Annotated in this window: 16 protein-coding genes and 1 pseudogene; 2 read left to right on the top strand and 15 right to left on the bottom strand. The window is 37.4% G+C overall.

Annotated features, from left to right (window positions below; translation table 11 throughout):
- Positions 1-784 precede the first annotated feature (784 nt).
- The 6 genes and pseudogenes from AZE41_RS03465 to AZE41_RS03440 form a co-directional block, all read right to left on the bottom strand.
- The gene (locus AZE41_RS03465; protein ID WP_067205700.1) at positions 785-1,792 is read right to left on the bottom strand and encodes a DUF4179 domain-containing protein; all 1,008 of its coding nucleotides are present in this window, start codon (positions 1,790-1,792) and stop codon (positions 785-787) included.
- A pseudogene (locus AZE41_RS03460) lies at positions 1,770-2,105 on the bottom strand (sigma-70 family RNA polymerase sigma factor); the annotation flags it as partial. The pseudogene AZE41_RS03460 and the gene AZE41_RS03465, both read right to left, overlap by 23 nt.
- Positions 2,106-2,126: 21 nt before the next feature.
- The gene (locus tag AZE41_RS03455) at positions 2,127-2,312 is read right to left on the bottom strand and encodes a sigma factor (protein ID WP_067205694.1); all 186 of its coding nucleotides are present in this window, start codon (positions 2,310-2,312) and stop codon (positions 2,127-2,129) included.
- Between the two features lie 573 nt (positions 2,313-2,885).
- Positions 2,886-3,410 carry a GNAT family N-acetyltransferase gene (locus AZE41_RS03450; RefSeq protein ID WP_067205691.1) on the bottom strand — a complete coding sequence of 175 codons (525 nt, stop codon included), beginning with the start codon at positions 3,408-3,410 and terminating at the stop codon, positions 2,886-2,888.
- A gap of 172 nt (positions 3,411-3,582) precedes the next feature.
- Positions 3,583-4,002 (bottom strand): hypothetical protein, encoded by a 420-nt coding sequence (locus tag AZE41_RS03445; protein ID WP_067205688.1) that lies wholly within the window; start codon positions 4,000-4,002, stop codon positions 3,583-3,585.
- A 283-nt stretch (positions 4,003-4,285) separates the two neighbouring features.
- Entirely contained in the window at positions 4,286-4,741 is a 456-nt protein-coding gene (locus tag AZE41_RS03440; protein WP_067205687.1) for a hypothetical protein, read from the bottom strand.
- 507 nt (positions 4,742-5,248) lie between these two features.
- Between AZE41_RS03440 and AZE41_RS03435 the strand changes: the two genes are divergently transcribed.
- Positions 5,249-6,118, top strand: coding sequence for a cation diffusion facilitator family transporter (locus AZE41_RS03435; protein WP_067205684.1), 870 nt, complete (start codon positions 5,249-5,251; stop codon positions 6,116-6,118).
- A 151-nt stretch (positions 6,119-6,269) separates the two neighbouring features.
- Here AZE41_RS03435 and AZE41_RS03430 read toward each other — a convergent pair whose 3' ends face one another.
- On the bottom strand, positions 6,270-6,596 hold the full coding sequence (locus AZE41_RS03430) for a YnfA family protein (RefSeq protein ID WP_067205681.1): 327 nt from the start codon (positions 6,594-6,596) through the stop codon (positions 6,270-6,272).
- Between the two features lie 408 nt (positions 6,597-7,004).
- On the opposite strand from AZE41_RS03430, the gene AZE41_RS22005 reads away from it, so the two are divergent.
- Positions 7,005-7,292 (top strand): phospholipase, encoded by a 288-nt coding sequence (locus AZE41_RS22005; RefSeq protein WP_335339513.1) that lies wholly within the window; start codon positions 7,005-7,007, stop codon positions 7,290-7,292.
- A gap of 391 nt (positions 7,293-7,683) precedes the next feature.
- Here AZE41_RS22005 and AZE41_RS03425 read toward each other — a convergent pair whose 3' ends face one another.
- The 8 genes from AZE41_RS03425 to qoxA all read right to left on the bottom strand — a co-directional run bounded on the left by AZE41_RS03425 (position 7,684) and on the right by qoxA (position 14,135).
- On the bottom strand, positions 7,684-8,349 hold the full coding sequence (locus tag AZE41_RS03425) for a TIGR04104 family putative zinc finger protein (RefSeq protein WP_067205679.1): 666 nt from the start codon (positions 8,347-8,349) through the stop codon (positions 7,684-7,686).
- Entirely contained in the window at positions 8,336-8,872 is a 537-nt protein-coding gene (locus tag AZE41_RS03420; RefSeq protein ID WP_082786476.1) for a sigma-70 family RNA polymerase sigma factor, read from the bottom strand. The genes AZE41_RS03425 and AZE41_RS03420 overlap by 14 nt, the downstream gene beginning before the upstream one ends.
- Before the next feature lie 292 nt (positions 8,873-9,164).
- Positions 9,165-9,578, bottom strand: a complete 414-nt coding sequence (locus tag AZE41_RS03415) for a GNAT family N-acetyltransferase (protein ID WP_067205675.1) — start codon at positions 9,576-9,578, stop codon at positions 9,165-9,167.
- 412 nt (positions 9,579-9,990) lie between these two features.
- Positions 9,991-10,296: a hypothetical protein gene (locus tag AZE41_RS03410; protein WP_067205673.1), complete on the bottom strand. Its 306-nt coding sequence runs from the start codon at positions 10,294-10,296 to the stop codon at positions 9,991-9,993.
- Between the two features lie 28 nt (positions 10,297-10,324).
- Complete coding sequence (gene qoxD / locus AZE41_RS03405; protein ID WP_067205671.1) at positions 10,325-10,606, bottom strand: cytochrome aa3 quinol oxidase subunit IV; 282 nt, start codon at positions 10,604-10,606, stop codon at positions 10,325-10,327.
- Between the two features lies 1 nt (position 10,607).
- A complete protein-coding gene (gene qoxC / locus AZE41_RS03400) occupies positions 10,608-11,204 on the bottom strand; it encodes a cytochrome aa3 quinol oxidase subunit III (RefSeq protein WP_067205669.1) in 597 nt (198 codons plus the stop codon).
- The gene (qoxB, locus tag AZE41_RS03395) at positions 11,191-13,149 is read right to left on the bottom strand and encodes a cytochrome aa3 quinol oxidase subunit I (RefSeq protein WP_067205667.1); all 1,959 of its coding nucleotides are present in this window, start codon (positions 13,147-13,149) and stop codon (positions 11,191-11,193) included. Before qoxB ends, qoxC begins: the two co-directional genes overlap by 14 nt.
- Before the next feature lie 59 nt (positions 13,150-13,208).
- Entirely contained in the window at positions 13,209-14,135 is a 927-nt protein-coding gene (qoxA, locus tag AZE41_RS03390; protein WP_067205664.1) for a cytochrome aa3 quinol oxidase subunit II, read from the bottom strand.
- Between the last annotated feature and the right edge of the window lie 195 nt (positions 14,136-14,330).

Here is a 14,330-nt window from a genome sequence, read left to right as displayed (position 1 = left end):
GCAGCAATTAAATCAGCTCCGCTAAATGGAATCTTTGAAAAGACCGAATAAGACTCCCGTTAATCTACCAGAATCAAATCAAACAGCATCATTATATACCAAGCATTCGCCGACATGACCGATACTCTAAACTATAAGGCCAATCAACAGCCTGTTTTCGATATTAAGAACGCTCAACAAACGTACAACCGCAACTTCAACTCCATCAACATGTATGAATTCAAACATTTCCGCTAGACGAACACCAATATAACTATTTAAAGAAAGTTCCGCTGCAAGGACTAGGCTCTTGTTCTTGCAGCGGAACTGAAAACGCCTGTCTCAAGTTTTTTAATTAAGCGATAGTCTGATAGGATAACCATATGTTTTTTGGGAACGTCTTCCGTGTAACCACTTCGAATGGTTATATATAAATGGAAGGCGTTTTTCCTTACTATAGACTCTAATTTACAGTACAGGTATCAAACCTTGGACAGTTAACCATATAAGTAGTGCAAAATTAGCGCCACACAACAGAGAATGAAAATATGTGCAGAACGGGTATTGGATACTACGCCTGGGAGAGGAAGGTCGATCAACTATTAATCATTGAGCATGCATGCAGTATGGACATTCATAAATATTCAATTACTCGGTATATAATGATTCCAAAAGGAAAGGGAATTCGAACATTTTCTACTAAGACAGTATTTCTATTACAGTTAATCGACTGGGTTAAGAAGCATAAGTGTACGCCCAAGTTTAAACGTTTGAGAACAGCACTGTTGAGTAAATCACCTGATAGCTACTCTAATTCCACAATAATCGGTTCGAAATCAATACGTTTATTATCGCTTTGACTATTGCTTACATGTGCGAATGGATAAAATGTAATGGATGTTGCTTCTTGGGCAAGACCATGAATCGTTGCATTCCATGTGATATCTTCACTGGAATCTCCACCTTTTGTTCCTGTTCCGCCAGTATAAGGCACTTTATATTCGTTACCTAAATTATCAATTGCATGTAACTCTGCTTCAACGTACATCCAGTTGTTATGAACGGATGGTTTGACATTTTGTAAATAGTTTACTGTTAAATTAACATCTGTTTTGATTGCGTCAATTAATTCGACTGTAATACCTTCTTTACTTACTTGTTCATTAATCGAAACATGTGATCCCTTTAGCGCATTTAAAGAAAATGCAAACTGCCAATCCCCTTCTATTGTCTTTTGATCTGAAGAAATCGAATTTGGTTTCCAAAAAACATTTACCGTCTCCTTAGCGTCCTCCAGCATTGATAAGGTCATCATGCCAACATAGCCGACTCCATCGACATACTCTCCTTCATAGCCAGCATTACTTATATTAGTGGGCAGATTTTCGAAAGTTGGAAATGAACCTAAATCCTCTTCTGTTCGCAGTACATACGAAAGCGTCACCGTATTCCCATCATAAAATGCTTTCTCAATAATTAGTTCGACGCCATTACTTTTTTCAACTAAACCAATATCTGTACTGATTTCCTCATACGCTTGATAATAGTCTTCTTGTAAGATGAAATAGTCGAATGCATGACCAATGACTGGAATTTGCGTGACAAAGTTAGCAAATGCAGGTGACACATAAGCAGAGGAAATCGTACAAATAGACAGAATCCCTACAACTGCAGTATATTTAACCATTCGTTTGAAGGGGAATTTTATTATCTTTTTCTCCTGTTTAAAAGCATCTATCAAAATAGCATCTAACTCTTCAGAAGGAACAGGAATTTCATTTATCACTTCTTTAAAGCGGTTTTGCTCGGTCATCTATATACACTCCTTTTAATATCGGTTTGAGTTTCGCTAACGCTCTCTTGCCATTCGATTTGACTGTACCGATTGGTTCGCCAAGTATCTCTGCTATTTGCTCAAAAGTTAAATCTTCATAATATCTCAAAATAAGGACTGTTTTATATTTGTCATTTAATCTATAAATGGTATCAAGTAAGTCCATTTTTTCATCAGATGTTGCCATTTCGGCGGAAAGGGATTGAAATTTTAGATCGTCCATCAAAACCACTTTCTTTTGTTTTTTAAGTACACCAAGTGATACATTGATACAAATTTTCATCAGCCATGTCGAAAAATACTTTGGCTCCCTTTACTGATGAATAGACTCAATTGCCGATAGCACAGTTTGCTGGAAAACGTCTAATGCATCCGCCTTATTTCGAACATAACTAAATGCAGTTCGATAAATTTTCTCTTTTTCTTGTTGAAGCAAAAACAACAACGCTTGTTGATCTCCTCCAATCGCTTTTATTACTTTCTTGTCATTAACCGTCATTTTTTTCACCGTCCTGACTATTAGAGAGTTTTCAATCAAAAAAAGATGCACTTTTTGGAAATAAAGAACTACTCAACCGATAATGGCTTCTCTTTTGGGGGGGACATTAGAGAAAAAACATTAATAAAAACGCTTATTGAAACGACTAAAAAAGCATCGGTGCAATAACCGATACTTTCACTTTTCTGAAAAAATTATAATTAAACTAAAAGGAGCGTTCGACATACATGTAGCGCAAAATCAGCGTTACAGCGCAGAGGATAAAAATGTATGCAGAACGGATATTGGATACTATGACTGATGAAGAAGGACAATCAACTATGTTGCCATAGAGCCCCCATCCGTTAGTCTAACACCAACGATTATGGTGCATCACAGACTATTGCACCCAATATGGGTAGCCACTTATGGAATATTAATCCTACTTTAGTTACTGGAACAGACTTACCTATATTATATGAAGGATGAAGCTGTTGCTTAATTTACCTATACATTCAATATTATCGTTCTCAAGGCTTAGCTTTATTGTTATACATTATTATCAATAATAAGAGTTTTTTATTTCATGGAAGTTCAATAAGACTTAACTTTAATAGTCAAAATGTAATAAACAAAGTTTAACCTCTGGCCATTCATTTCGAATTCTCCGCTATCAGTAGCTGTTCTCTCAAATCCATTTTTCTCTAAAACTTTTTGAGAAGCTATATTGTTAGTTGTTGTTTTCGCTTTAATTTGTTTTATGTCTATGTCAGTTACTGTTTCTACTAATAACTTCAATGCTTTAGTGGCAATACTTTTTCCAGTATGTGCTTGCCCCACCCTATAACCGAGATGACCCGTTTTTTGAGATTTATCAATATCCACGACATTTATTCTTCCTAGAATTGAACTATCTTTATCTTTAATTAAATAAAAATATGAACCTCCTTGAACTTGTTCTTCAAGTAAATCTTCGTGTCTTTTTTTAAAAACCTCAAGGTTATAATAGTCATTTCCACGAGTAGGTACCATTTCTTCGAAAAATGCTCTGTTATCAAGTTCAAACTTATACAAACCTTCAGCATCTGTATCCTGTAATTTTTCAATATATATGTCCATGTATAATAACCTCTATTCTTATATTGTTGTCTATTAGAAGTCTCTCCATGAGATTCTACCTGTTAACAGCCATTCGATTGCTGAACGATCTCCCTTATCCCATGTGCTTAATGTAAACATAACCCACTTCACAAACGCACTCGTTAATTGAAGAGTATACGAAGATAGGGAATTATTTTACTAATTCTTCTCCTGTTAAAATTTCATATAGGTCTGCTGAATCTTGCTTTGTTAATTTCACATATTTATCGCTATCGTTAACTATCTCTAGATTTTCACCATTTGAGCTAATCCATAGTAAATAAGACGCTATTTTGTCTTCGCTGCCGTAGCGATTCTTAGAAGGAAATTGAAATTGGTAGTCAGCATAGTGTGCCATTTCTACCTTTTCATTTTCAAAATTAGCATTTCCAACTATATCTATCGCTTTTTTTACCTGATTTTTTTTAGTGACTTCTTTGATGTCTTCAAAAACATTTTCTTCACCAGTTCGTTTCTGTACAGTTATTTTTTGCCCAACCATTTCATTCAAACAACCCGAAGTAACTAACAGAAAACCAAGTAGAGATAAAAACAGTATTAATTTTTTCAATCTGTTCTCCCCTTTTATTATTACTTTCTTATTGTACTACCCTGTACAGTTAGTTGAACAATAGTTGCACGGTTAATAAAGTTAATCTTCAATCAGAGGGGGGTTCTTCATCCCTCACTGATTGTTAGTTTAACCATTCGGGCTTTTACGGGCAGTTGATCCCCCACTTATTCTTCTTGTGTCCTTGAATACTTGAAGTGGGGGTCTTACTACCCGTTAATGCGGGATAAAACTATTCGAGACATTTCCGATTAGGCTTATTTTCAATCATTGCCCTTGTTATTCATTTTTTCTTGGTCCAAAAAGATATAACCCCTATAAAAGATAACAATGCTACAAATGTCCATATATTAAAGAAAATATTGTTCGAAAATTGACTAAGCAATCCTACCTCCATATATGGGTGATTTGTATTAATATAATTCCGGTATATTGTTGCTCTATAAAAAGTAATCACCCCAATAATAATGAAAACAATTAAGTAACTATACTTGAACCATTTCTGCTTTGTTAACGAAAGGATTTTATGAAGTTTCTCGAATACAAAAATCAATGAAAAATAGAAATAGAAAATAACTGGACCTGGTGCCATAACAAAAAACAGAGCTGCATTACCATTACCACCACCTAATAAATCGTTTGCGGGGTCAAATGGAACAGTTAATCTATGTGCAAAGAAAAACCCAAAAGCAGTAATTAATCCAGAAATAAAAATGCTAATAGTAAATAGTATCCTCATACCCCTATCTCCCTCCAAAATATAACGTTTTGTTTCATTTATGTATTGGACATATTTGTTACAATCACTTGATTTTTATCCATTGTCTCTTACACCCTTAAACAACTTTACCATAATAATCCATATATATATATATATCCATCCGCAAACCATCGATTTAATCGCGGAACAGGCATGTATAATTCATACACACTAGGTTAACATAACACCATTTCACGGAAGTATTTAACTCCATTTCTAAATACCTCACCTTATTTAGCTGAAGACAACCGACTTTTCTTACAGGTTAATATCGAGCTATAATTACCTTCATCTGCTACTATATATATACGTCTAAATTTAGTGAGTGATAACTGTGCCTCAACATGGATTTAACTCAAAATTATATTTCAAAACCCAAAACCCTCGACTGGAATCAGTCGAGGGTTTTTGTTGCGTAAGGGAAAGAATTCTCCTAGTGATGTTCAATTTATGAATCATGGTTTGAATTCGATAGGGGGCAAAAAAATGGAGAATCAAAAGTATAAAAACCTTAAGTTAGGAGAACGTGGAGCAATCATTAGCATTATTGCTTATGTTTTTCTTTCTATCATAAAGTTGGTTGTTGGATATATGAGTGACTCTGCCGCATTGAGGGCAGACGGACTAAACAATACAACTGATATTGTCGCATCAATTGCTGTCCTTATCGGACTAAGACTTTCACAAAAACCACCTGACAAGGATCATGGTTACGGTCATTGGAAGAGTGAAACAATTGCCTCAATGGTCGCTTCATTTATTATGTTAGCAGTTGGTATACAAGTATTGAATGAGGCAATTACCTCCATGTTTCAAGGTGGTAAAGAGACCCCTCATATTGGCGCCGCTTATGTAGGTGTTTTTTCTTCAATAGTTATGTATTTTGTCTACCGTTACAACAAAAAACTAGCCGAAAAAATTAATAGCAAAGCGGTTATGGCCGCCGCAAAAGATAACATTTCAGATGCCTGGGTAAGTATAGGAACGGCTATTGGTATATTCGGTTCACAATTAAATATGCCATGGTTGGATACGCTAACTGCCATTACTGTTGGACTATTAATATGTAAAACAGCTTGGGATATCTTCAAACTAGCTTCACACGAACTTTCGGATGGATTTGATGTAGATAAAATTAAACTCTATCAGGATATAGTCAAGAAAGTGGATGGAGTTATAGGTATAGAAACAATTAAAGGGAGGTATTACGGAAATAATGAAGTAATAGATATTGTAATTTTAGTTGATTCCTCGTTAAATATTAAAGACTCTCATGATATAGCCAGCCATGTTGAAAAAGTCTTGATAAATGATCATGGTGTATACGATGTTCATGTCCATGTAGAGCCTGAATGAATCTCCCGCGACTGAAGTCACGGGTGTTTTGGGCTTAATCATAAATTAATAATACCAACAAATAAATTGCTATTTCTTCGTCCTCAATAAAAAGCACCTGGCATCCAAACATTCCATAACCATTTGGATACCAGGTGCTATTCGCTATACATTAACTTCTAGGGGCCCATAACATAACGGATACACCAACTATACAAATTGCAGCACCAATCCAATCGTATGTATCCGGCATCTTTTTATCGACGCCCCATCCCCACAGTACAGATAGCACAATGAATACCCCTCCATATGCAGCATACACCCTGCCAAAAGTCGGGAAGTGCTGGAAAGTGGCAATCACTCCGTACATCGCTAAAACAAGCCCGCCTATAAGACCCAAGTAAGCCGGTTTACCCTCTCTTAACCACTGCCAAATAAGATAACCTCCACCGATTTCCGCTAGACCCGCAAATAAAAAAAGCAGTATTACTGTAATCAAAATAAAGACATCCTTTCGAAAGTTTAATATGGAGGTTCTATAACCTTTTTATATAGATGAAGTAATCACTAGCAACATGGAGAAAAAACGCAGCAAACAATCTCCAAAGTCATAAAGGTCATAATGATTCCCTTCAAAACCGCTTCGATCCACCCTCTTAGGCGCCTTCGCTCAGTTTTTTATATGTATTCATATGTTCAATATACTTCGACATTATGCTGGTTGAATTGAAACCCGTTGTCAATGTTTGATTATTAAAGTTTAGGGATGTCTTCATTATACCTCAATCACTCTTTCCTCTTTTGATAAAATTATTGCGAAGTCCGTAGGTAACAGCTTATACATTATTTCGTACCAATGAATAATCTATAGTAAGTAGTGACTTAGCCATCAGAGGAGGTTTTTATATTGTCACGGAGGAGAAATGGAAGATTTCGTTTTTGTATTCTACCAGGCTATAATTGGTGTGGACCTGGCTGTAATGGGCCCGGCGCACCTATTAATGATTTAGATGCAGCTTGTAAAGCACATGATGATTGTTATCGCAGGGGTAGAAACCCATGTGAATGTGACCGCGAATTTCTTAATCGGCTACGATCTAAAATAGATCCATGTACTAAAAAAGGAAGACACGCCCGTATGCTTTATAATTATATGAAACTACAAAAGATTTTCACTTGCAACTTTTATAGATAATGAAAGGCGCTTGGTACTAAAGTAATTCAGCGTATGTTAGAACTAGGTGCTTTAAATCATGTTTTTTCCGATCTTTTAATTACCAATAAACTCATATGGTACAGTTAGCATTAAAAAAACTAGAAAAATAAGTGAAAATGATGAAGCAGATAGAACTTTTACAGGTTGCTAGTATTACTCAACTTAATATTTACACATCCTATATCTGAAAGGAATTCCATCCCTAAATGTTCCTAGCACTTATGCAAACTTCATTTGCACCACCAACCTGGCTGAAGACAATCTTGACGTTGCAATGGACTTGGTCAAATTGGGCGTTTGCAATTGTTCCGGTACGCTGACACTTCAAAACCCGAATTTGCAGCTGAATTGTCCTGGTGACAGTAATTTATCACCATAAAGGATCATTGATAGGATCTTTCTTCTGGAGTTCCAAATAATATGGACCTAGGCTAAACATGATATACGCAGCACATGAGACATGCACAACAATACCTAGCAATATATTATCAAATAGCTGAGGGGCGATAATCATAAAAGGTATAAATATATTTAACATACCACCTTTTAATCTTGATTTTTTCGTTCGGTACTGTATTTGACCACAGTAAGGACATGTCATTTTTGTGTTTTTCATGCTTTGTTTCAAGGCCTCTCGATAGGACCATTCTTCACCACATTCCACACAAATCGGTAAGCCTTTTCCACTTTTTTGCAAGCGTCTCTTTAACAAGTCCCGCAGAATAATAAAGAAGCTTATGTAGAGTACCGCTTTTGAAAAATCATTAGTAAGCATTGACCAAGTCGTAGTCGTTATAGGTTCAATCGGTGCTGCACCTTGCGCCTTACTTGCAGGTCCCTCCTGTTGCCATAGTAAATAACTGAAGCCTATTGCGAATATCGTGAAAATCGCGAGCACAAATCGATATTGTAAGTTGATGCGTCTCTTGTGGTTGTGTAATTTTGCTTTTGCCTTCGTTGCAATTAGCTGCTTCTTCTCTTTGGACAATGACACAGACTGAAGCTCACGATTTAAATCTTCCTTAAATTGATTCACGGCCTTGTTCCTCCCATTCATAATCAATTATCCGATTTCCCAGTTGCTTTCGCGCACGCTGTAATCTAGTTCTTACCGTAGCTTCCGGACGCTCCAATAATTCCGCGATTTCTACCGTCGTCATCTCCTGAAAATAATAAAGAATGAGCACTTCACGATAGGTGATTGATAATGTAAACAAGGCATCCACTAATTCCTGCTTTTCCACTTTCTCAATCATTGCACGTTCAGGCGTATGAGTAGTGCCTCTCCCTTTAATTTTTTCAAACAGCATGGTTCGCTTGTTCTTCCAACTTCGTAAATAATCATGGCTGCGATTAACCGTCATTTTCACCAAGTAGGTCCTCAGCGATGCCTCCCCCCTGTACTGATCCTGTTTCTCATAGAAGGCAATGAACACGTCTTGTACAATATCCTCAGCGGTTGCATTATTTTTCACGTACAAATAGGCGACACGCAATAAATAATCACCATGTTCGGCAATAATTTCTTCAATTTCCGTCACAACCTCACCTACCTTCATCCTACTGACGCACCCCAAGCCTTTTCCGATTCACTTTTACTAACTTTATTTACTATGCATGTATTTTAAATCCTCATTAGATGCAATTATAGCGCTCTTCTTTGAGATAATGAAAAATACCTGGTAATAAACCCAAATGGGATTATTACCAGGTATCTGGGCTGTTCAAATTTACTTTGGGGTAACTCCAACCAGGCAACATGCTCGCAGTAGTGAACAATGAAAATAAGGTGTAGTGGTGCATCTTTTAACAATTCCGTTGAGATTGGACAAATTCCCAAGCGTTATTGGCTTATATTTTCAAACTCCCAGATTGCATTTTATAATTCCTAAAAACCATACCATTTGTCTGCGTCATACCGAACTTATCATAATAAGGAATTAAATCGTCATCACAGCATAGGTCAATCATATAGATGCCATCGAGTTCTTTTAGCATCCGATCTACTAATTCCTTACCTATACCTTTATTTTTGTATTCCGGTAAAACCTCAAGAAATGGAATGTAGGCAGATAGAACTCCATCACTTATCGCTGTAATAAATCCAACTACTTGATTAGTTTGATCATCAATAGCAATAATCACTTTACTGCTTTTCTTTAATAGTAGTAAGTGAGTTTGCGGATTTGGTGGCTTTGGCCAATCTACAAAAAAGCCCTTTAACATATCAGAAGAAATACCATCGAGTGTGTTCTTGTATATCATAATATATCAGCTCCTAATTTATAGTTATTTATTAGATAGATGATATATCTCAAAAGTAAAGTACCAAAAATATGACCTCCAAGCATTCTAAAGAATACTATACAGCAATTATTAAAAGATGCAATATTTAGTATTTTACCTATTAAAGCTAATTCACCTATATATGATGAAATAAAAAAGATACCCGGTCCTAACACAAGTCGCAATTGTATCAGAACCAGGTATCTTACACTATCGATTATTTCATAATTCTTTACTACTACACAAAGCTGGTGGGTACCTTTTATTCTTTCATTATATTATCAACCCTTCACTCTTCACTAATCTCTAACGGTTTACCTTCTAAAATCTGCTCGACTTCTTCGTCACCAGTTAAAAATGCGAAGTTGTAACGTGCGGGTATTGCAAAAACTTATTTTTCACTACGATTTAATTCTTTTGGTCCGATAGGTGCTGCCCCTATATGGAACTTCTCCTGCTGTAATAAATCCCATTGCTCTATTGTGAAAATCATAATCGGTATATCTTGACGCGGATTTTCCGAAGTCCACTGAGGATGTCGAATAGAATTCATTGGACCATTTTCAATTACCTCTTCCGTTTGAGCCTGTGAAACCGCCAAGCCCTCCCACTCGTCCGTTACAATCGAATAATCCTTCCAAGTTGCGGGTAATGTAAAATCAAACCCATATTCTGTGTTTTTATAAAGGAGCGCCATTTTAGGCGCTCCTTTTTGATATATTCTGTTACATATCCCAAGCCAAAATTAGTAATGAACCCAAGATGGTAACAAGCGCTATGGCAACTGCATAATAGATATTCATATAAATCGCCTTTTTATCTTCAGTTTCACCAGCATGCATAAAGACAACGAGTTGGACTGCTGCTTGTACGAATGCTGTGACTAAAAGAATTGTCATCCCCACTGCAAATGAAAAATCTAAGAAATAGACAGTCAGTGCAGCTGCAGTAAGAACTAACGAAAAGATAAAGCCCATTACTTGTTTGCGCGGGAATAATTCGCTCATGTTACATCATTCCTTTCAAGTAGATGAAGCTGAAAATAAAGATCCAGACAACATCTAAGAAATGCCAGTAAAGTGAAAAGATAAATGATTTATTGGCTGTCTCAGGCGTCAAACCGCGCTTTTTCACTTGAAGGATGATGAATAATCCCCAAAAGAAACCAAGTGTAACGTGAGCTCCATGTGTCCCTAATGTAGTTAATAGGATAGCTGTGAATGCACTCGTTTGAAGGCCAGCTCCAACATGGACATAATGCGTAAACTCATAAATTTCTACGCCTATGAATGCAAGACCAAGTAGCAAGGTAATCGCAAAGAATGTCATCATTGCATTTTTTTTACCTAGACGCATTGCATGAACACCAAGACCAATCATAAAACTACTTGTTAACAGTAAAATCGTTTCAAAGAGCACTGGAGTGAGTTCAAAAATCTCAGCTCCGGACGGTCCGTTGCCCGTACGATGCTCTAAAATGAAGTAGGTTGCGAAAAGTGTTGCAAACAGCATTACTTCGGCTCCAAGGAAAATCCAGAAACCTAAAATATTCAATTTATTTTGTTCTGTACCATATTCAAGTGGAAGCGAGTTATCTGTTTTCATCAGCCCGCACCTCGCAATCTTTTTCAGTGTCTTCTACTTCTTGAACGGAAATGTAATGCCCGTGGTCTTTCTCGAATGAACGGTAAGCCAAACACGCAAAGATTCCAATTGTCGCAAGAATTGCAGGAAGCCACATGTTGAATATGAGCGAGAAGCCCCATACGAAGAAAATACAACTCATGATGAACGGCATACCGCTGTTATTCGGCATATGAATCTTTTCAATTTCATCTTTGAATAATGGTTGTCCTTTTTTCTTATGATCCCAGAACGCTTCAATTGAATTAACTTGAGGTGTCTTCGCAAAGTTATACGATGGCACCGGACTGTGAGTGGCCCATTCCAACGTACGTGCATCCCACGGATCTGAACTGATATTTCTTGATGCATAGCGAATGCTGTGATAGATGTTATAGACAATTAAAGCAAAGCCTATCGCCAGTACAATTGCTCCAGCAAAGGACAGTAAATTAAGCGCTCCATACCCCGATGCTTCAGAGTACGTGTACATCCGACGTGCTTGTCCATCCAATCCAGTGAAGAACATTGGGAAGAATGTTACGTTAAAGCCAATCGCGATAAACCAAAATGCCCATTTCCCAATTCTTTCACTTAACATGAAGCCAAACATTTTCGGCCACCAATACGTGAGACCAGCTATCATCGCGAAGACAACACCAGGAATAATTGTGTAGTGGAAATGCGCAACCAAGAACATCGTATTATGGTATTGATAGTCGGCACTGGCCATACCAAGCATTACCCCGGTCACTCCACCGATTGTAAAAATCGGAATGAATCCTATTGTATAAAGCATCGGAACAGTAAATTCAATTTTCCCTTTACGCATCGTAAGCAGCCAGTTAAATATCTTAATCCCAGTCGGAACGGCAATCGCCATTGTCGTGATTGAGAAAATACTGTTTGTCAGTGGACCTTGTCCCATTGTAAAGAAATGATGAGTCCAAACCAAGAATGAGAAAAACGAAATGATTACGATTGATGCAACCATTGATTTATACCCATAAAGGTTACGACGGGAAAAAGTAGAAATGATCTCACTATAAATACCGAATGCCGGCAAAATCAGAATGTAAACTTCCGGATGTCCCCAAATCCAGAACAGGTTCGCCCAGAGCATATCCATCCCGCCATTTGTCATCGTAAAGATATTTGTACCGAATAGCCGATCCATCGTTCCCAATAGAAGCGCAATTGTCAGTACAGGAAATGCGAAAACGACAATTGCATTCGTGATTAAAGCAGTCCATGTGAACATTGGCATTTTCATCAATTTCATTCCAGGTACTCTCATTTTGAGTATCGTAGTCGTGAAGTTAATGCCTGATATTAATGTACCAATACCGGCAATCTGAATCGCCAGCATGTAATAATTGGTTCCTACAGATTGACTGAAGTCATTCCCTGCAAGTGGGAAATACGAAGTCCAGCCGGCATCAGGAGAGCCACCAACTACGAATGAAATATTGAATAACATCGCCCCCATAAAGAACAACCAGAAACTAAGTGCATTCAAACGAGGGAATGCTACATCGCGCGCTCCAATTTGCAATGGAACAACGAAGTTCATTAATGCATAGATAAATGGCATAGCCATGAAAATGATCATAACAACCCCATGTGTGGTGAAAACCTCATTGTAATGCTGAGCATCTAACAGCTTGTTGTCAGGTACAGCAGTTTGTGCCCGCATCATAATTGCGTCTACTCCACCACGGAATAGCATTATCAAAGCAGCAATCAGGTACATAATACCGATTTTCTTATGGTCTACGGTTGTCAGCCATTCACGCCATAAATAACCCCATTTTTTAAAATATGTTAATCCGAAGAGAATCGCAATCATGGTTAGGCCAATGGCAACCATTGATGCGTAAATCGCAGGACTTGGATGTGGAATCGCAAAACGATCAAAGTACTCCATACTTTTATGACTCCTTTCGAAAATTAGACTCTATATGCAAAGTGATTTGTTTGGAAATTTTAATGTTGATGTTCCATGTCTGATCCACCATCAACATCGGTAGATTCGTCTTTTTTTGCTTTATCATCGGAATTACTTGATCCATGTTGATGTCCCCCATGCTCTCCTTCTGGAGCCGGTGAGAATTCCAAGTGAGTTTTATTAAACGTTAATTGGCCAAGATGACCCGGTTCTAATAACTCTTCAAATCTCTCCTCAGTAAGAGTATCCGCAGTCGCTTTCACTTCTTCTACCCATTTATCGAATTCCGATTCAGGCATCGCTTCCACATGGAATATATTCTCAGCGAACCCTTTACCGCTAAAGTTTGCATTTCTCCCCATGTATTCTCCCGGAACGCTAGCTGCCAAATGTAACGTGGTCACCATGTCCGACATTGCATATTTTTGTCCGCCAAGTTGTGGAATCCAAAAACTCGTGATGGGTCCGTATGAGTAAAGTCTAAATTCCAACGGTCGATCTGTTGGGATATACAAATAGTTAACAGTTTCGATATTTTCTTCTGGATAACTGAAATGCCATTTCCAGTCAGAGGAAGATGCATAAACAACCAATGGCTTTTGACCTTCATAACCCTTTGGTGTCGCCTCAACTTCATAAGTGGATTTGACAGTGATGATTGAAAGGAAAATGATAATCAGAACCGGAATACCAACAATAATCGCTTCAACCACCGGATTACCTTCGATATGTGGGGGCTCATAATCTGCACTCTGTTTCGACGCACGATATTTTATTACGATGTATGCCAACATACCGAAAACCACGACCACAACCAACGCCATGGTAGCAATCGAAATCCAAATAACATTAGAAATCGTTTCAGCTTGCGGCCCTTTTGGATCCATAACCATTACTGGTTCACAGCCAGCTAACACTGCGATAATACTGATAACCAAACCTAAAAAAGTCCATTTCATTCTCATGAAGGTACCCCTTTCTTTTACTCTATAAGCTTTAGTAGCATAATAAAAAAACATATTAGTCGGTTACTCTCACAACATATTTTCATCTTATTATAATGAAATACTAAAAACAATTACCTAAAGTGAACTTCATCAAAACTTCATCAATTCTTCACCGAAAGGCTAGTAATTACGTCACAAAACGTTCAACAAGTT

The organism is Sporosarcina psychrophila (assembly GCF_001590685.1).
Taxonomy (GTDB): Bacteria; Bacillota; Bacilli; order Bacillales_A; family Planococcaceae; genus Sporosarcina; species Sporosarcina psychrophila.
Note: the sequence above shows the minus strand (reverse complement) of the source record. Positions and strands in the feature narration are given on the sequence as shown.

Coding starts and splice junctions, on each gene's coding strand:
- AZE41_RS03465 (WP_067205700.1), bottom strand. CDS start 1,792: ATGACCGAGCAAAACCGCTTTAAAGAAGTGATAAATGAAATTCCTGTT.
- AZE41_RS03455 (WP_067205694.1), bottom strand. CDS start 2,312: ATGACGGTTAATGACAAGAAAGTAATAAAAGCGATTGGAGGAGATCAA.
- AZE41_RS03450 (WP_067205691.1), bottom strand. CDS start 3,410: ATGGACATATATATTGAAAAATTACAGGATACAGATGCTGAAGGTTTG.
- AZE41_RS03440 (WP_067205687.1), bottom strand. CDS start 4,741: ATGAGGATACTATTTACTATTAGCATTTTTATTTCTGGATTAATTACT.
- AZE41_RS03435 (WP_067205684.1), top strand. CDS start 5,249: ATGGAGAATCAAAAGTATAAAAACCTTAAGTTAGGAGAACGTGGAGCA.
- AZE41_RS03420 (WP_082786476.1), bottom strand. CDS start 8,872: ATGAAGGTAGGTGAGGTTGTGACGGAAATTGAAGAAATTATTGCCGAA.
- AZE41_RS03415 (WP_067205675.1), bottom strand. CDS start 9,578: ATGATATACAAGAACACACTCGATGGTATTTCTTCTGATATGTTAAAG.
- AZE41_RS03410 (WP_067205673.1), bottom strand. CDS start 10,296: ATGGCGCTCCTTTATAAAAACACAGAATATGGGTTTGATTTTACATTA.
- qoxD (WP_067205671.1), bottom strand. CDS start 10,606: ATGAGCGAATTATTCCCGCGCAAACAAGTAATGGGCTTTATCTTTTCG.
- qoxC (WP_067205669.1), bottom strand. CDS start 11,204: ATGAAAACAGATAACTCGCTTCCACTTGAATATGGTACAGAACAAAAT.
- qoxB (WP_067205667.1), bottom strand. CDS start 13,149: ATGGAGTACTTTGATCGTTTTGCGATTCCACATCCAAGTCCTGCGATT.
- qoxA (WP_067205664.1), bottom strand. CDS start 14,135: ATGAGAATGAAATGGACTTTTTTAGGTTTGGTTATCAGTATTATCGCA.